Origin of the sequence: Kitasatospora sp. NPDC001527, from assembly GCF_040298605.1 — a bacterium.
Lineage (GTDB): Bacteria > Actinomycetota > Actinomycetes > Streptomycetales > Streptomycetaceae > Kitasatospora.
Genome location: NZ_JBEPAM010000046.1, coordinates 50,201 through 67,223, shown reverse-complemented (window position 1 = coordinate 67,223; position 17,023 = coordinate 50,201). Strand labels below are relative to the sequence as shown.

Annotated in this window: 13 protein-coding genes and 2 tRNA genes; 11 read left to right on the top strand and 4 right to left on the bottom strand. The window is 72.1% G+C overall.

The genetic code is table 11. From position 1 onward, the window contains the following. The first annotated feature begins 460 nt into the window (after positions 1-460). Both ABT238_RS30975 and ABT238_RS30970 read left to right on the top strand, forming a co-directional pair. The gene (locus tag ABT238_RS30975) at positions 461-1,603 is read left to right on the top strand and encodes a PP2C family protein-serine/threonine phosphatase (protein ID WP_350569314.1); all 1,143 of its coding nucleotides are present in this window, start codon (positions 461-463) and stop codon (positions 1,601-1,603) included. A 505-nt stretch (positions 1,604-2,108) separates the two neighbouring features. Beyond that, positions 2,109-2,303: a hypothetical protein gene (locus tag ABT238_RS30970; RefSeq protein WP_350569312.1), complete on the top strand. Its 195-nt coding sequence runs from the start codon at positions 2,109-2,111 to the stop codon at positions 2,301-2,303. Positions 2,304-2,339: 36 nt separating this feature from the next. On the opposite strand, the gene ABT238_RS30965 is transcribed toward ABT238_RS30970, so the two are convergent. Next, on the bottom strand, positions 2,340-3,143 hold the full coding sequence (locus tag ABT238_RS30965) for a DUF6348 family protein (protein WP_350801973.1): 804 nt from the start codon (positions 3,141-3,143) through the stop codon (positions 2,340-2,342). 223 nt (positions 3,144-3,366) lie between these two features. On the opposite strand from ABT238_RS30965, the gene ABT238_RS30960 reads away from it, so the two are divergent. Next, a complete protein-coding gene (locus ABT238_RS30960) occupies positions 3,367-3,921 on the top strand; it encodes a DUF6197 family protein (protein ID WP_350801972.1) in 555 nt (184 codons plus the stop codon). Between the two features lie 105 nt (positions 3,922-4,026). Here the strand turns inward: ABT238_RS30960 and ABT238_RS30955 are convergent. Next, a tRNA-Gly gene (locus ABT238_RS30955) sits at positions 4,027-4,097 on the bottom strand. Positions 4,098-4,242: 145 nt separating this feature from the next. On the opposite strand from ABT238_RS30955, the gene ABT238_RS30950 reads away from it, so the two are divergent. The 6 genes from ABT238_RS30950 (at position 4,243) to clpX (ending at position 10,737) form a co-directional block, all read left to right on the top strand. Next, positions 4,243-4,316: transfer RNA gene (locus ABT238_RS30950), tRNA-Pro, on the top strand. 101 nt (positions 4,317-4,417) lie between these two features. Further along, on the top strand, positions 4,418-5,938 hold the full coding sequence (locus ABT238_RS30945) for an MDR family MFS transporter (RefSeq protein ID WP_350801968.1): 1,521 nt from the start codon (positions 4,418-4,420) through the stop codon (positions 5,936-5,938). Between the two features lie 256 nt (positions 5,939-6,194). Continuing rightward, positions 6,195-7,592, top strand: a complete 1,398-nt coding sequence (gene tig / locus ABT238_RS30940; protein WP_350569307.1) for a trigger factor — start codon at positions 6,195-6,197, stop codon at positions 7,590-7,592. A gap of 283 nt (positions 7,593-7,875) precedes the next feature. Continuing rightward, on the top strand, positions 7,876-8,493 hold the full coding sequence (locus tag ABT238_RS30935; RefSeq protein ID WP_376096046.1) for an ATP-dependent Clp protease proteolytic subunit: 618 nt from the start codon (positions 7,876-7,878) through the stop codon (positions 8,491-8,493). Positions 8,494-8,549: 56 nt separating this feature from the next. Then, positions 8,550-9,212: an ATP-dependent Clp protease proteolytic subunit gene (locus tag ABT238_RS30930; protein ID WP_350569306.1), complete on the top strand. Its 663-nt coding sequence runs from the start codon at positions 8,550-8,552 to the stop codon at positions 9,210-9,212. 235 nt (positions 9,213-9,447) lie between these two features. Beyond that, the gene (gene clpX / locus ABT238_RS30925) at positions 9,448-10,737 is read left to right on the top strand and encodes an ATP-dependent Clp protease ATP-binding subunit ClpX (RefSeq protein ID WP_350569305.1); all 1,290 of its coding nucleotides are present in this window, start codon (positions 9,448-9,450) and stop codon (positions 10,735-10,737) included. Positions 10,738-10,816: 79 nt separating this feature from the next. On the opposite strand, the gene ABT238_RS30920 is transcribed toward clpX, so the two are convergent. Next, the gene (locus ABT238_RS30920) at positions 10,817-11,656 is read right to left on the bottom strand and encodes a hypothetical protein (RefSeq protein WP_350569303.1); all 840 of its coding nucleotides are present in this window, start codon (positions 11,654-11,656) and stop codon (positions 10,817-10,819) included. Between the two features lie 196 nt (positions 11,657-11,852). Here ABT238_RS30920 and ABT238_RS30915 point away from each other — a divergent pair, with 196 nt between their 5' ends. Together ABT238_RS30915 and ABT238_RS30910 are read left to right on the top strand one after the other, a co-directional pair. Then, positions 11,853-14,492, top strand: a complete 2,640-nt coding sequence (locus ABT238_RS30915) for a valine--tRNA ligase (protein WP_350801954.1) — start codon at positions 11,853-11,855, stop codon at positions 14,490-14,492. A gap of 254 nt (positions 14,493-14,746) precedes the next feature. Then, on the top strand, positions 14,747-15,280 hold the full coding sequence (locus tag ABT238_RS30910; RefSeq protein ID WP_350569299.1) for a hypothetical protein: 534 nt from the start codon (positions 14,747-14,749) through the stop codon (positions 15,278-15,280). Positions 15,281-15,311: 31 nt separating this feature from the next. On the opposite strand, the gene ABT238_RS30905 is transcribed toward ABT238_RS30910, so the two are convergent. Continuing rightward, complete coding sequence (locus ABT238_RS30905) at positions 15,312-16,835, bottom strand: chitinase (RefSeq protein ID WP_350569298.1); 1,524 nt, start codon at positions 16,833-16,835, stop codon at positions 15,312-15,314. Positions 16,836-17,023 lie beyond the last annotated feature (188 nt).

Genomic DNA, 17,023 nt, shown 5'->3' with positions numbered 1-17,023 from the left:
CCCGGCCCGCGCCGCCCCCCGCGGCCCCCCCCCCCCCCCCGCCCCGCCCCCCCCCCCCCGCCGCGTTCCCCGGTGCCGTCCCCGGCCGCCCCGGGTGCGGAAACCGGCCGGACGCCGGCTGGACGGCCGCTGGACGACCGCTGTGTGATCGGCCACAGCGCAGACCCCGGCGCACGCCGCGCCAGGCCGCCCGCGCGGCACGGCGCGCGCGCCGTCCGGGCGGTTCGTACGCCCCGCGCCCGCACGCCTCCTGACGCTCCGGACGCCGCCGCCCGCAATCGGCCGAAACCCGCTGACGCGCCCGCGCCACCCCGCCCCCGGCCCCGCCCGGCCCGTCGACGCCGACCGGGGCCGGTGGATATGGTCGGTCCCCATGGCTGGCAGAGCGCCGGGCACACCGCCCCAGACGACTGCGACGAGGCCCGGCGCCGCCCCGGCGTCCGACCCCGTGACGGCCCGGTTGCGCAAGAGGCTCCGCCGGGTCCGCCGAAGGCTGCGCACCGCCGGTGTCGACTGGTTCCGCGGCGGCGCCGCCGACTGGCCGGTGCTCTGCGCGCTCGCCCTGCTGGTCCCGCTGCTGATCCTGCTCAACGTCTGGTGGCCCGCCTGGGCCCCGCCCACCGCGCTGGTCCTGCCGATCCTGGCGGCGGCCCTGCTGCTGCGCCCCGGCTCCCTGGTGGTGCTCTACGCGCTGGCCGCGCTCGGCCTGTCCGCCGAGTCGGTCATCCACACCGGCCAGCGGGTGGCCAGCGACCACCCCGAGTCCTACACCTACGGGGTCACCCCCGGCGCCGCCCTGGTGGTCGGCGCGGCCGGGGTCGGCGGCCTGCTGCTGGCCCAGTTCCGCAGCCGGGTCGGCGTGCCCTGGTGGGGCGGCTCGACGATGCTCTTCGACCTGCGCGAGCGGCTGCGGGTGCAGAGCCGGGTGCCCCGGCTGCCGGACGGCTGGCACGCCGACATGGCGCTGCGCCCGGCCGGCGGGCAGTCCTTCTCGGGCGACTTCGTGGTCGCCGACCGCACCGGCCCCGGCCGCCGGGTGCTGGAGGTGGTCCTCGCGGACGTCTCCGGCAAGGGGATGGACGCCGGTTCGCGGGCGCTGCTGCTCTCCGGCGCGTTCGGCGGGCTGCTCGGCTCGCTGCCCGCGCACGACTTCCTGCCCGCCGCCAACGGCTACCTGCTGCGGCAGTCCTGGGAGGAGGGCTTCGCGACCGCCGTGCACCTGGTGCTCGACCTGGACACCGGCGAGTACGAGCTGCTCTCGGCCGGCCACCTGCCGGGCATGCAGCGGCTGGCGGGCGCCGGCCGCTGGGAGATCAAGGAGGCGCTGGAGGGCCCGGCGCTCGGCATCTACGACGGTGCCAAGTTCGAGGGCGTGCGGGGGCGGCTGAACCGCGGCGACGTCCTGCTGCTGTGCACCGACGGCATGGTCGAGGCACCCGGCCGGGACCTCTCGGAGGGCATGGACCGGCTGATGGGGGAGGCGGACCGGCTGGTGCCGGGCGCGGGCCCCGGCACCGGCGGCGGGGCGGCCTCCCGGCTGATCGAGACGGTCGCCCGGGACATCAACGACGACCGCGCGGTGCTGCTGTTCTGGCGCGACTGAGCGGCGCGGAATCCGGCCCCGCGGGCCCCTCGCGGCGGCACGTGCCAACGGCAGCCGCTGTCAAGCCCCGGAGCTGATCTTCGGCCAATTCCGGTGCCCCCGCAGCGGAGCGGACCTGCGGGTTCCGGTCCGGCCCGCCGAACGTTTCCCGGCCGCTCAGCGCCGCCCCGCCGACGATTCGTCAGGATGTCTCGGCTATCGTCTCGGTCGGCGGAAACTCGTCTCGCATCGCAGAATATCGGCGTTCGACCGACTGTCAGACCTTTACGCAATCGGCATGGTCGACCACACTGAGTCCGGGCGGGATTGTTCAGGATTCGGGGGATGGGGGCGTCACATGCGGCACGACGGGCACCGTGCGGCCGTAGCGGTCGGCCTCCCCTCCGGCCTCGACGTGCCGGACGATCTGAAGTTCCGCCTCGGGACCGTCGGACAGGCCGGGGTCCGGCTTCGCAGGGGCCGTCAGCCGGTGGCGCCCCGCTATGAAACGAGGAAGTGAGTCCGGGTGGCACTCTCCGTCTCCGCGCTGGTCCTGTTCGGCATCATCTGCTTCATCTTCATCCGCCAGAAGCAGCTGAAGCCCGGGCACTTCATCCTGGCCGCCCTGTTCGGCTTCATGCTCAACCAGAGCACGGCCGCCACGCCGATCCAGGACTTCCTGAACGAGATCGCCAAGTCCATCTCCAACATCACCAGCTGACCCCGGGACCGCCGGCCCGCCACGGCCGGCGACCCGTCACCGGTCGGCGCGTCTGGCCTGCCGCCAGCGGGCGAACAGGCCCCGCGGGCGCGCCGCCGCCACGGCCGCCGGCCGGGCCGCCACGACCCCGCCGGCGCCGGTCGGCGCGGTCACCGGCGCCGACGGCTCCTCGCGGGCCGTCAGCAGCACGAACAGCCGCGCCCAGCACAGCCGCTCGCCGCGCGGCCAGTCCAGCGCCCGCAGCGCCGCCGACGCCGCCTCGCTGACCTCGCCGTCGATCCTGACCTCGGCCACGTCGTCCCCCGACCGCCCGCCGAGGAACAGCTTCACCCCGTGCGGCCGCCGCGCGCCCGGCCCGGTCAGCGCCGGCAGCAGCGCGGACGCCAGCGCGGGCACCACCCGGTTCCCGGCCAGCCAGGCCGCCAGGTGCTCGTTGCCGAACCCGAAGACCGCCGCCGGCCCCTGGACGGCGTGCCAGCCGGGCAGTTCGGGGTGGTCGGCGTGGTCGGCGTGCGCGCCGCGGCCCTCGCGCAGCTCGACGAGCGCGGCCGCCGTGGTGGTCGCCCACATCCGCACCGCGTTCTCGAGCTTCTCCTCCTCGGTCTTGCCGAGTCCGGCCGCGCAGTCCCACACCACCGGCGCGTCCGCCCGGCCCAGCTCCAGCGCCCAGCCGAGGTCGACGTGCCCGGCGCCCTCGCCGCCCGGGTGTTCCCGGACGGCCACCGCGACCGTCCCCGGGCCGCGCACCACCTCGCCGTCGGCGGTGAACTCCTGCCCGAGCCGCGCCATCTCCCGGACCACGCAGCGCTGAATGACGGCCAGTCGGTCCTGCGGGCGCACGGGGACTCCTCCGCTCACGGCTTCGAATCGTCTCGAACGCCATCGGCCATCGAACTGCTGTCGAACGCCGCCGAGGCTATCGGCCCGAAGGCCCCCCGGGAAACCGCCCGGGCGCCGCCGCGCGCGGCCGACCCGGCGTGGCGGGCCCGTCGCCCGGGTCGCAGGAATGACCGGAATGTACCATTTTGGGGAGCGGAAACCACCGGCAGCCTGGAGAGCCCGCATGCCCCGCACCGTCCACGCCCCCGCGCCCGCCTCCGCGCCCACCCGGCTGCTCACCCCCGGCGCCCGCGGACTGGTCGCCGAGATCGAGGCGTACCTGGCCTCGCTGCCCGCCCCCGCGCGCACCCCGGCGCCCTACGTCGTCTGCCCGCACGGCTCGGTGCTGCGTCCCTGGCACGCCGGCCACCCGCTGCCCCGGGCCACCCTGCTCGACCGGGCGCTGCGCCGCCCCGCCCGGCCCGTGCCGGTCACCGCCGCCGAACACCTCGACCTCGCCTCCCGCTACCTCGCCGCGCACGGCTGGCTGCAGGGGGCGATGTGGGACGCGGCCGGGCGGGTCTGCCTGCTCGGCGCCCAGGCGGCGGTGCTCGCCCACGGGTTCGGCACCCCGGCCACCGCGCGCACCGCCCGGGTCCAGCTGATGGAGGTGCTGCACGCCACCGGCCGCCCGGTGAACTCCCCGGACGAGTTCAACGACCGGCCCACCACCCGGCAGGCCGACGTCCACCGGCTGCTGGAGCGGGCCGCCGCCCGGGCCGCCCGGCTCGGGCTGTGACGCCCCGGGCCGGCGCCGCCGGCTGACGCCCGGTCGGCGGGCGCCGGCCCGGGAAACGCGAACGGCCCCGGTGGATGTTGTGCATCCACCGGGGCCGTACCGCGGAGCGGGCGACGAGAATCGAACTCGCGTGACTAGTTTGGAAGACTAGGGCTCTACCATTGAGCTACGCCCGCGCGATCCCCCGGCCGTCACCGGACGGAAGGTCGGGAACAGCGTACCTGGTCCGGTCGGTTGCGCGCACACCCCATGCGCGGTGAGGGCCTCGGAATATCTCGGCGATCCGGCGGGGCCCGGCGTGTACGCTTCCTCTCGGCACCACGGGGTGTGGCGCAGTTTGGTAGCGCGTCCGCTTTGGGAGCGGAAGGCCGTCGGTTCGAATCCGGTCACCCCGACCGTGCGCAGGGTCTCGCCCAGGGCGGGGCCCTGTTGTCGTTTCCGCCGCGGCTCGGGCATGGTGGGTGGTTGATTTTTCACCAGACCTGGAGAACCACCCATGCGTGCGACGAGCCCGACCCGGCCGACGCGGATGAACCCCAAGATCGCGGTCGGCGTCGTCTTCGTCGCCTCGCTGTTCATGACCATCATGGACGGCACGATCGTCAACGTCGCCCTGCCCTCCATCGGCCGGGACTTCGGCACCGACCCGGCCGGGGTCGGGGTGGTCAACGTCGGCTACCTGGTCAGCCTGGCCGTCTTCGTCCCGCTCTCCGGCTGGCTCGGCGACCGGTACGGCACCCGCCGGGTCTTCCTGCACGCGCTCGCCCTGTTCACCGCGGCCTCGATGCTCTGCGGCACGGCCGACTCGCTGACCTCGCTCACCCTGTACCGGGTCCTCCAGGGTGCGGCCGGCGGCCTGCTCACCCCGGTCGGGATGACCATGCTCTTCCACGCCTTCCCGCAGGAGGAGCGGATGCGGGCCACCCGGGTGCTGATGCTGCCCACCGCCGTCGCCCCGGCCAGCGGGCCGGTGCTCGGCGGCTGGCTGGTGGACAGCTGGTCCTGGCACTGGGTCTTCATCGTCAACGTGCCGGTGGGCCTCGCCGGGCTGGTCTTCGGCCTGCTCTTCCTGCCCGACTACCGCGCCGGGCGGGCCGGGCGGTTCGACGTGGCCGGCTTCCTGCTCGCCGCCGTCGGCTTCGGCGGGGCCATGTACGCGCTCTCCGAGGGCGCGTCCGAGGGCTGGGGGAGCGCGCGGATCCTCGGCACGGCGCTCGCCGGCCTGCTCGCCCTCGTCGCCCTGGTCGTGGTCGAGCTGCGCCGCCCGGAGCCGATGCTGGACCTGCGGCTGTTCCGGGACCGGATCTTCCGCACCATCAACCTGCTGTCGCTGTTCTCCGGCGCGGCCTTCCTCGGCATGCTCTACCTCTTCCCGCTGCTGATGCAGGACGCGCTCGGCATGGACGCCCTGCACAGCGGGCTGATGGTGTTCCCCGAGGCGCTCGGCGTGATGCTCGCCTCCCAGGTCTCGGCCCGGCTCTACCCGCGGATCGGCCCGCGCCGGATGCTCGCCGCGGGCGCGGCCGTGGTGGCCTGCTGCCTGGCCCTGATGGCCACGATCGGCCCGGAGAGCAACCTCTGGGCGGTGCGCGGACTGCTCTTCCTCACCGGCTTCGCGATGTCGCACGTCTTCATGCCGAGCCAGACCGCCGCCTTCGCGACCGTTCCGGCCGCCGCCACCGGCGCCGCCTCCACGCTCTACAACGCCCAGCGCCAGCTCGGCTCGGCGCTCGGCGTGGCCGTGCTCGGCACCGTGCTGACCGCCGTCGGCCCCCTCGCCGCGGACGCCTCGGGTACGCCCGTGGCGAACCTCACCGCCTACCGCGCGGCCTTCCTGACCGCGGCCGGGCTGGCCCTGCTCGCGGCCGTGATCGCGCTGCGGGTGAGGGACTCCGATGCCGCCGTGACCATGCGCCCGGCGCCGCGCACCGGCGCCGGGGGGCCGGACGGCGGCGCGGCCGCGAACCCCGCGGAGCGCGCGTCCGAACCGGCCGGGAAGACCGCCGGGAAGGCCTGAACGGGCCCGGACGGCGGCGTCCTGGCGTCCGCCTTTCGTGGTACCGGTAGGATGGGGCGCTGGCGGTAGTCCCTGTGGCGTCCACCCAGGTCAACCGCACGAGGGCGAGGAGTCACGCTCACCGTCCACCCCCCACGGGAGATGCAGCTCCAACCGCCCATCGCCCGTCTCGCCCGACCCGCCCGCAACCGGCCCAGGCCGGCGGCCCAGGGGACGGCGGAGGCAACCTGACCGCAAGCCCATAGGAGACCTAACCGTGAAGAGCGCCGTCGAGACTCTGAACCCGACCCGGGTTCGACTCACCGTCGAGGTGCCCTTCGAGGAGCTCAAGCCCAGCCTCGACGCGGCGTACGACAAGATCAAGAAGCAGGTCCAGGTCCCGGGCTTCCGCAAGGGCAAGGTGCCGAACCGGATCATCGACCAGCGTTTCGGCCGTGGTGCCGTGCTGGAGGAGGCCGTCAACGACGCCCTGCCGCGCTTCTACACCCAGGCCGTCGACGAGGGCAAGATCGAGGTCCTCGGCCAGCCCGACATCACCAACATCGAGGGTGTCGAGAACCTCGTCGACGGCGGTGACCTGAAGTTCACCGCCGAGGTCGACGTCCGCCCGGAGATCACCCTGCCGGAGTTCTCGACCATCGAGGTCACCGTCGACCCGATCGCGGTCACCGACGAGGACGTCGCCAAGTCCCTGGAGCAGCTGCGCGAGCGCTTCTCCTCGGTCAAGGACGTCGAGCGCGCCGCCGCCACCGGCGACATCGTGGTCGTCGACCTCGAGGCCAAGGTCGACGGCGAGGTGCCGGAGGACGGCACCGCCGCCGGCGTGAGCTACGAGATCGGCTCGGGCCGTCTGATCGACGGCATCGACGAGGCCGTCGTCGGCCTGGAGGCCGGCGCCACCGCCACCTTCACCACCGAGCTCAAGGGTGGCACCCAGGCCGGCAAGACCTCCGAGGTCACCGTCAAGGTCACCGCCGTCCAGGAGAAGGAGCTGCCCGAGCTGGACGACGAGTTCGCCCAGCTGGCCAGCGAGTTCGACACCCTGGAGGACCTGAAGGCCGACTCCCGCAAGCGCCTGGAGCGCATGAAGGAGTACGACCAGGCCACCCAGGCCCAGGAGAAGGTCCTCGACGCGCTGCTCGGCCTGGTCGAGATCGAGTTCCCGGAGAAGCTCCTCAAGGACGAGATCGAGACCCGCAAGCACAACCTCGAGCACCACCAGCTGGAACCGATGGGCCTCACCCTGGCGAGCTACCTGGAGACCCAGGGCAAGTCGGAGGAGGAGTACCTCGCGGAGCTCGACGAGCAGGCGAAGAAGGGCATCAAGACCCAGTTCGTCCTGGACCAGATCGTCGCCGACGAGGAGCTCAACGTCTCCCAGGAGGAGCTGACCGAGCACCTCATCCGCCGTGCCGCCGGTTCGGGCCTGACCCCGGACCAGTTCGCCCAGCAGGTCGTCCAGGGCGGTCAGGTTCCGCTGCTGGTCGGCGAGGTCGCCCGCGGCAAGGCGCTGGCCACCGTGGTCGAGGCCGCCAAGGTCGTCGACACCGAGGGCAACGAGATCAACTTCGACGACGACGAGGCCGACGAGTCGGCCGAGACCGTCGAGGCCCCGGCCGCCGAGGCCGAGGCCGAGGAGAAGACCGAGGCCTGACCGCCGCGGTCGCCTCGCTCGCCCTGAGGCCGAGCGCGGGCCCGGACGCCGTACGGTGTCCGGGCCCGCGCCGTTCCCCGGCCGGGCCCGCCGCGCCCGCGAACCCTGCGCTCACAGCGAACAGTTCTGCGTGAGGGATTCAGCGGCCCGGCCTGCGCGTTAGGGTCCATGGACAGCAACAATCACGACGTGATACCCGGAAGCTGTGCGACATCGTGACGGCCGTGGAGCGACCGTCCAAATCGACTGAGCAGGTGGCTAAGTGACGTACCCGCAGATGCAGATGCCCGGCCCGATGGCGCCGCACGCCGCCGCTGGTGACGTGCTGGGCGGCCTCGGCGACCAGGTCTACAACCGGCTGCTCAACGAGCGGATCATCTTCCTCGGCCAGCAGGTCGACGACGACATCGCGAACAAGATCACCGCTCAGCTGCTGCTGCTGGCCGCGGACCCGGACAAGGACATCTTCCTCTACATCAACTCCCCGGGCGGCTCGATCTCGGCCGGCATGGCGATCTACGACACCATGCAGTACATCAAGAACGACGTCGTCACCATCGCGATGGGCATGGCGGCCTCGATGGGCCAGTTCCTGCTGACCGCCGGTGCCAAGGGCAAGCGCTTCTCGCTGCCGAACGCCAACATCCTCATGCACCAGCCCTCCGCCGGCCTCGGCGGCTCGGCCACCGACATCCGCATCCAGGCGGAGCAGCTGCTGCGCACCAAGAAGCGGATGTCCGAGCTGATCGCGTTCCACAGCGGCCAGTCCTTCGAGCAGATCACCCAGGACTCCGACCGCGACCGCTGGTTCACGCCGGAGGAGGCCCTGGAGTACGGCCTGATCGACGCGATCATGCACAGTGCCGCGGACGTCCCCGGCGGCGGCGGCACCGGCGCCTGAGCCTCGGCCCGGCCCACGAGACCACAGCCACAACGCTCCGGAGGACCAGAACACCCATGAACATCCCCAGCCTGTCGGCCGCCAAGGCCCGCGTCGAGGACATGCGGGCCGAGGGCCGCTACATCGTCCCGCGCTTCGTCGAGCGCACCTCGCAGGGCATCCGCGAGTACGACCCGTACGCCAAGCTGTTCGAGGAGCGCATCATCTTCCTCGGCTCGCAGGTGGACGACGTCTCGGCCAACGACATCATGGCGCAGCTGCTGTGCCTGGAGTCGATGGACCCGGACCGTGAGATCCAGATGTACATCAACTCGCCCGGCGGCTCGTTCACGGCCCTGACGGCCATCTACGACACCATGCAGTACGTCAAGCCGGACATCACCACCGTCTGCATGGGCCAGGCGGCCTCGGCGGCGGCCGTGCTGCTGGCGGCCGGCACCCCCGGCAAGCGGATGGCGCTGCCGAACGCCCGTATCCTGATCCACCAGCCGTACACCGAGACCGGCCGCGGCCAGGTCTCCGACCTGGAGATCCAGGCCAGGGAGATCTTCCGGATGCGCGAGCAGCTGGAGGAGATGCTGTCCAAGCACTCCAACCGCTCGGTCGAGCAGGTCCGCGACGACATCGAGCGCGACAAGATCCTCACGGCCGAGGAGGCCGTCGAGTACGGTCTGGTCGACCTGGTCATCTCGACCCGCAAGGCCTCGCTGACCTCCTGAGGTCGGCACCTCCCGCCCGGGCCCGTCCCCGGGCGGGAGGGCACCGGGGGCCGCTCCGACGGCATCTGTTCGGTATCAATTCGCCCAGGGCGTAGGGCAGACCCGGCGAAGAGGGCGGAATCGGCGGCTCGGCAGAGTACCGTCGGATAGCGAGACCGATCGCCGTCGGCGTCGACGGTCCACAGCACCAGGCCCCGGAACTCCCGCGGGGCCCCTGGCGAAGGGGAAGCACCTCGTGGCACGCATCGGAGACGGTGGCGACCTGCTCAAGTGCTCGTTCTGCGGCAAGTCGCAGAAGCAGGTGAAGAAGCTGATCGCCGGCCCAGGCGTGTACATCTGCGACGAGTGCATCGACCTGTGCAACGAGATCATCGAGGAGGAGCTCGCCGAGACCTCCGAGGTGCGCTTCGAGGAGCTCCCGAAGCCCCGCGAGATCTACGAGTTCCTGGATCAGTACGTGGTCGGCCAGGACCTCGCCAAGAAGGCCCTGTCGGTGGCCGTCTACAACCACTACAAGCGGGTGCAGGCTGGTGAGGCCGGCCGCAGCGGCGGCAACGGCCGCGAGGACGCCATCGAGCTGGCGAAGTCCAACATCCTGCTGCTGGGCCCGACCGGCTCCGGCAAGACGCTGCTGGCGCAGACCCTGGCCCGGATGCTGAACGTGCCGTTCGCGATCGCCGACGCCACCGCGCTCACCGAGGCCGGCTACGTCGGCGAGGACGTCGAGAACATCCTGCTCAAGCTGATCCAGGCGGCGGACTACGACGTCAAGAAGGCCGAGACCGGGATCATCTACATCGACGAGATCGACAAGGTCGCGCGCAAGAGCGAGAACCCGTCGATCACCAGGGACGTCTCCGGCGAGGGCGTGCAGCAGGCGCTGCTGAAGATCCTGGAGGGCACCACCGCCTCGGTGCCGCCGCAGGGCGGGCGCAAGCACCCGCACCAGGAGTTCATCCAGATCGACACCACCAATGTGCTGTTCATCGTGGGCGGCGCGTTCGCGGGCCTGGAGCGGATCATCGAGGGCCGGGCGGGCGCCAAGGGCATCGGCTTCGGGGCGAACATCCGCTCCAAGCGGGAGCTGGACGCCAGCGACCACTTCCGTCAGGTGATGCCGGAGGACCTGGTCAAGTTCGGCATGATCCCGGAGTTCATCGGCCGCCTCCCGGTGATCACCAGCGTGCACAACCTGGACCGCGAGGCGCTCCTGCAGATCCTCACCGAGCCGAAGAACGCGCTGGTCAAGCAGTACCGCAAGCTCTTCGAACTGGACGGCGTGGAGCTGGAGTTCTCCCGGGACGCGCTGGAGGCGATCGCCGACCAGGCGATCCTGCGCGGCACCGGCGCGCGGGGCCTGCGGGCCATCATGGAGGAGGTGCTGATGTCCGTGATGTACGAGGTGCCCTCGCGCCAGGACGTCGCCCGCGTGGTGGTGACCGGGGACGTCGTCTCCAAGCACGCCATCCCGACCCTGGTGCCGCGCGACATGATCAAGCGGGAGCGGCGCGACAAGAGCGCCTGACGGCCGCGCCCGGCGACGGGACGACGAGGGCCCCGGTACCGCCTCCACGGGCGGCGCCGGGGCCCTCGGCCGTCGCCGCCTACTTCGGGATCTCGGCGACGGCGCGCAGCGCGCGGGTGTCCGAGGCCAGCTTGTCGAGGTCGGGGCGTCCGCCCGCCTCGGCCGGCGGGCTCATCACCATGACCAGGCTGCTGGAGTCGCTCCAGGCGCAGACGCCCAGGTCGGTGCCTTCCTGGGAGGCCGTGCCGCACTCCATGCTGCCGCCCTTGGGACCCGGGTCGACGGGGTGCCGGTCGCTGACCGTGGTGCCGTCGGACTGCAGACCCTTGAACATGGCGTTGAGCTCGGTCTTGGGGGCGAGCACCTTGCCGTAGGCGCCGAGCACCACGAGCTTGGGCTCCTCGGTGGCGTCCTGGTAGACGGCGCTGACGCCGGTCGGGTTCCAGCCGCCGTCGCCCTTGCCCAGCTGGGCGGTGATGGCGTCCTCCATCTGCCGGGCGACCTCGTTGTTCTCGTCCCTGCTGAGGCCGTTGAAGGTGGTGGGCAGGACGACCTTCTGGGTGCCGGCGTTGGAGGTGACGTCGAAGACGAAGTACGCGACCGCGCCACCGATCAGGGCCAGCACGAGCACGAACACGCCGATGAGGATGCCGAGGGTGCGCCGGGAGCGGCGCGGCGGCGGGGCGGCGGGGAAGGCGCCGTACGCGGGGTAGCCGGGCGCTCCCGGCGGGCCGGGCACGCCGGGCTGCGGCGGGACGGCGCCGTAGGGCTGGGGTGCCGGGGCACCGTAGGGCTGCGGCGCGGGGGCGCCGTAGGGCGGCGGGGCCTGCGGCGGCACGGGCGGGCCGCCGTAGGGCTGCCCGGGCTGGGGCTGTCCGGCGGGCGGTGGCGGCGCGCCGTAGGGGTTCTGCTCGGTCACGGAGGCCCTTCCTGGGACGGTGGTGCCGGGCTCGCTCGAAGGCTCGGACGAATGTCCGGCACGTTATCGCACCGGTCCGTCACCCGGACGGGGAACACCGTCGCGGCTCCCGCGCGGGCCCGTCGCGGCCGGTCGCGGTGTCCGGGGGGTGAAAGCGGTTCGTGAGCCGGTTCCCGGGTTACGTAAACTGTCCGTCGTGACCGACACCACGAACCAGCGCCCCGCGAGCACGCCCGCCGGGGACGAAGCAGCCACCCTCCCGACGACCTACGCTCCGGCGGACGTAGAGGGCGAGCTGTACGAGCGCTGGGTAGAGCGCGGTTACTTCACCGCCGACGCCGAGAGTGACAAGCCGCCGTACACCATCGTCATCCCGCCGCCGAACGTCACCGGCTCGCTCCACCTGGGCCACGCCTTCGAGCACACGCTGATCGACGCCCTCGTCCGCCGCAAGCGGATGCAGGGCTACGAGGCGCTCTGGCAGCCCGGCATGGACCACGCCGGCATCGCCACCCAGAACGTGGTCGAGCGCGAGCTGGCCAAGGAGGGCAAGTCCCGGCACGACCTGGGCCGCGAGGCGTTCGTCGAGCGGGTCTGGCAGTGGAAGGCGGAGTCCGGCGGCCAGATCTCCGGCCAGATGCGCCGGCTCGGCGACGGCGTCGACTGGTCGCGCGAGCGCTTCACGATGGACGAGGGGCTGTCACAGGCCGTCCAGACCATCTTCAAGAAGCTCTTCGACGACGAGCTGATCTACCGCGCCGAGCGCATCATCAACTGGTGCCCGCGCTGCCTGACCGCCATCTCGGACATCGAGGTGGAGTACCAGGACGACGACGGTGAGCTGGTCTCGATCCGCTACGGCGAGGGCGAGAACGCGATCGTCGTCGCCACCACCCGGGCCGAGACGATGCTCGGCGACACCGCCGTCGCCGTCCACCCCGAGGACGAGCGCTACAAGCACCTGGTCGGCACCGAGATCGAGCTGCCGCTGACCGGCCGCCGGATCCCGATCGTCGCCGACGAGCACGTCGACCCGGAGTTCGGCACCGGCGCCGTCAAGGTGACCCCGGCGCACGACCCCAACGACTTCGAGATCGGCCAGCGCCACGGCCTGCCGAACATCGCGGTGATGGACGAGCACGCGGTCATCACCGCGCACGGCCCGTTCCTCGGCCTGGACCGGCTGGAGGCCCGCTCGGCGATCGTCGCCGCGCTGCGCGCCGAGGGCCGGATCGTCGCCGAGAAGCGCCCCTACGTCCACTCAGTGGGCCACTGCTCGCGTTGCAAGACCACCATCGAGCCGCGGCTGTCCATGCAGTGGTGGGTCAAGGTCGGCCCGCTCGCCCAGGCGGCCGGTGACGCCGTCCGCGACGGCAAGGTCAAGATCCACCCGCAGGAGATGGAGAAGCGCTACTTCGACTGGGTGGACAACCTGCACGACTGGTGCATCTCGCGCCAGCTGTGGTGGGGCCACCGGATCCCGGTCTGGTACGGCCCGAACGGCGAGATCGTCTGCGTCGGCCCGGACGAGCAGCCGCCGAGCGGCGAGGGCTGGCACCAGGACACCGACGTCCTCGACACCTGGTTCTCCTCCGGACTGTGGCCCTTCTCGACCCTGGGCTGGCCGGAGCAGACTGAGAGTCTGGCGAAGTTCTACCCGAACTCCGTCCTGGTCACCGGCTACGACATCCTCTTCTTCTGGGTCGCCCGGATGATGATGTTCGGCCTCTACGCGATGGACGGCACCCCGCCGTTCCACACCATCGCGCTGCACGGCATGGTCCGGGACCAGAACGGCAAGAAGATGTCGAAGTCCTTCGGCAACGTCGTCAACCCGCTGGACTGGATGGACAAGTACGGCTCGGACGCGCTGCGCTTCACGCTCGCGCGCGGTGCCAACCCGGGCGTCGACGTCCCGATCGGCGAGGACTGGGTCCAGGCGGCGCGCAACTTCGCCAACAAGATCTGGAACGCGACCCGGTTCGCGCTGATGAACGGTGCCACCGTCGAGGGCCCGCTGCCCGCGCCGGAGGAGCTGACCTCGGCCGACCGCTGGATCCTCTCCCGGCTCAACAGCACGGTCGCCGAGGTGGACGCGCTGTACGACGACTACCAGTTCTCCAAGCTCTCCGAGGCGCTGTACCACTTCGCCTGGGACGAGGTCTTCGACTGGTACGTCGAGCTCTCCAAGACCACCCTGGCCAAGGGCGGCCCGCAGGCCGACGCCGCGCGCCGGGTGCTCGGCGAGGTCCTGGACGTCACGCTGCGGCTGCTGCACCCGATCGTCCCGTTCGTCACCGAGACGCTGTGGACCACGCTGACCGGCGCCGAGTCGGTCGTCATCGCCGACTGGCCGAAGGACAGCGGCTTCCGCGACGCCGCCGCCGAGGCGGAGATCGCCACGCTGCAGCAGGTGGTCACCGAGGTCCGCCGGTTCCGCACCGACCAGGGCCTCAAGCCGGGCCAGAAGGTCCCGGCGAAGCTGGAGCTCGACGGCACCGTGCTGGCCGTCCACGAGGACGCGATCCGCTCGCTGGTTCGCCTCACCGTGCCGGAGGAGGGCTTCGCGGCCACCGCCTCGCTGCCGGTCGCCGGCGCCACCGTGGCGCTGGACCTGTCCGGCACGATCGACGTCGCGGCGGAGCGCAAGCGCCTCGCCAAGGACCTCGTGGCGGCCGAGAAGGAGAAGGCCCAGTGCGGCGCCAAGCTCGGCAACGAGGCCTTCCTGGCCAAGGCGCCGGACAACGTGGTCGCCAAGATCCGGGGCCGCGAGGAGGCCGCCGAGGCCGACATCGCCCGGATCACCGCCCAGCTCGCGGCGCTGCCGCAGGGCTGACACGCCGACGGTTCCCCGGAGCCGCACCCCGCCGACGCGGGGTGCGGCTCCGCCGTTTTTCCGGAGGTCGGAAAATCGTGCGGCCCAATAGCCCAATCCGTTGCTCCCTTCCGGCGAATATTCATCCCGGACCGGGTGGGGCCGTATTCCGCCCGAATTCATTCGGGTCTTGCCCGCGCGCGCTCGCGGAAGTTTCCAGGTCGACTGTGTACGGTGTGCTTCGAGTTCCGGACAGCGAGGAGCGACGGGAGGGCATGGACGTGATGGTGACCGAGGAGCTGGCCGACGAACTGCCTGCCGAGGCGGTCGAGGAGGCCAAGGGACGGGCGGCGACGCTGCTGCTCGCCTTCCGGCACGGAAACCAGCTCGCGTTCGACCACGCGTTGGACCGGCTGTTCGAGGAGCACGTCGAGCGCGAGGTGACCACCCTGCTCACCTGGATCGCGGCCGAGGCGGTCCGCAAGGCCTACGCCCCCGAGGTCGGCGACCGGGTGCTGCGGGCGATGGCCCGGCGCGCCCCGGACGACACCGGCGCCGTCCACGTCGACGAGGAGAGCGTGGACGCCGCCCGGCTGATCGAGGCGGTCGCCGAGGGCTCGGTGGCCGAGGTCCGCGGCCTGGTCGCCACCACTCCCGACACCACCTTCCTGCTCGGCGGCCTGCTCCAGGGCGTGGCGATGATGCTGCCGCTGCTGCCGGAGGGCGAGCTCGCCGAGATCACCGCCGAGCTGCGCCGCCGGCACGGCGTCGCGCCCGCGGGTGTGCCGGAGGCCCGGGCCGGGGTCTGATCCCGGCCCGGGCCCCGCGGCCGCGTGCCGGTTACGGCATCGCGTGCAGGTGCGAGCCGACGGTGGAGGCGATGCCGCCGCCCGCCTTGGCGTCCCAGTTGGTCGACCAGGTCATCGCCCCGCCGATGCCGGGCCACTTGGTGTCGGGCTTGAAGCTGCCGCAGTTGGTGCCGGAGGCCAGGCAGTCCAGCGCGTTGTTGACCACGCTCGGGCTGACGTAGCCGCCGCCGGCGGCGCTGGTGGAGGCCGGGACGCCGAGGCCCACCTGGTCGGGCCGCAGCCCGCCCTTGAGCTGGATGCAGGCCAGCCCGGTGAGGAAGTTGACGGTGCCCTGGGAGTACACCTGGCCGTCGCAGCCGAGCATGGCGCCGGAGTTGTAGTACTGCGTGTTGACGATGGTGAGGATGTCCTTCACGTTCAGCGCCAGCTTGAAGTACTCCATGCCGGTGGACTGCATGTCGATGGTCTGCGGCGCCATGGTGAGCGTGAAGCCGGAGCCGGCCCTGGCGGCCAGCGAGTGCAGCGCCTGGCCCATGTAGGTGGAGTTGATGCCGTTCTCCAGGTCGATGTCCACGCCGTCGAAGCCGTAGGTCTGCATCAGGGACCAGGCGCTGTTGGCGAAGTTGGTGGCCGAGGTGGCGCTGCTGACGGAGACGGTGCCCTTCTCGCCGCCGACCGAGAGGATCACCTTCTTGCCGGCCGCCTTCTTGGCCGCGATGTCGGCCTTGAACTGGGCCTCGGTGTAGCCGCCGAGCCGGGAGGAGAGCGTCGGGTCCAGGGTGAAGCCCAGGCCGCCGGGCGTGCCGGTGGCCTCGGCGAAGGAGACCGCGATGATGTCGTAGGCGGCCGGGACGTCGCTGATCCGCTGCAGGGTGGCGCCGTTGTCGAAGTTCTGCCAGTAGCCGGTCAGCAGGTGCTTGGACGGCGGCCGCGGCGTGGTGGCGGTGGGGGAGGGCGTGGTGGTGTCGGTGGGCGACGGGCTGCCGGGGCCGGTCGGGCTGGTCGCGGTGGGGGAGGGCTTGGGGTCGCCCGGGCCGAGCAGTGACACGTCGTCGGCCAGGAAGGCCGGCTGCCCGTACCAGCCGTGCAGGTAGACGGTGACGCTGGTGGTGCTCGCCCCGGTGGTGAAGGTGGTGCTGAGCTTCGACCAGGCGCTGCCGCCGGGCGTCCAGGTGCTCGGGTCGGTGCCGCCGGTGCCGCGGGCGCCGAGGTAGACGTACGAGCCCTGGACCCAGCTGCTCAGGGTGTAGGTCGAGGACGGCTTGACCGCGACGGTCTGGGTGCACTCGCCGGTGCCACCGCCGCCCGGGGTGGAGCGCAGTGCGCCGGTGCCGGAGTGGACCGTGGTGGTCTCCGGGGCTCCGGCCGTACAGGTCCAGCCGTTGAGGCGGCTGGCGTCCTCGAAGCCGCCGTTGGTGATCAGTTCGACGTCGGCCGCGGCGTGCGCGCCGGTGCCGCCGGCGAGGACGAGGCCGCTCAGGCCGATGGCGACGGCACTGGCGCCGGCGAGCATCGAGTGGACGGCGCGCGGGCGCCGCTGTCGGGCAGGTGGCATGACTCCAGCTCCTGTGGGGGAGGCCGGCGGCTCCCGTGGGGGAGAGCCGTCCGGGTGTCGACGGGTATGCGTGCGGGAGCTACCGACAACTCAAGTCCCTGCCGGAGTAGGAGACTTGCCCTCACAAGGTGGAGTAGACCAATTCCGCTGTCAAGAGGGCCCCGGCGAGGGGCCCTCGGCGAAGGCCC

Coding starts and splice junctions, on each gene's coding strand:
- ABT238_RS30960 (WP_350801972.1), top strand. CDS start 3,367: ATGCCCCGCACCGTCCACGCCCCCGCGCCCGCCTCCGCGCCCACCCGG.
- ABT238_RS30945 (WP_350801968.1), top strand. CDS start 4,418: ATGCGTGCGACGAGCCCGACCCGGCCGACGCGGATGAACCCCAAGATC.
- ABT238_RS30935 (WP_376096046.1), top strand. CDS start 7,876: ATGCCCGGCCCGATGGCGCCGCACGCCGCCGCTGGTGACGTGCTGGGC.
- ABT238_RS30930 (WP_350569306.1), top strand. CDS start 8,550: ATGAACATCCCCAGCCTGTCGGCCGCCAAGGCCCGCGTCGAGGACATG.
- ABT238_RS30910 (WP_350569299.1), top strand. CDS start 14,747: ATGGACGTGATGGTGACCGAGGAGCTGGCCGACGAACTGCCTGCCGAG.
- ABT238_RS30905 (WP_350569298.1), bottom strand. CDS start 16,835: ATGCCACCTGCCCGACAGCGGCGCCCGCGCGCCGTCCACTCGATGCTC.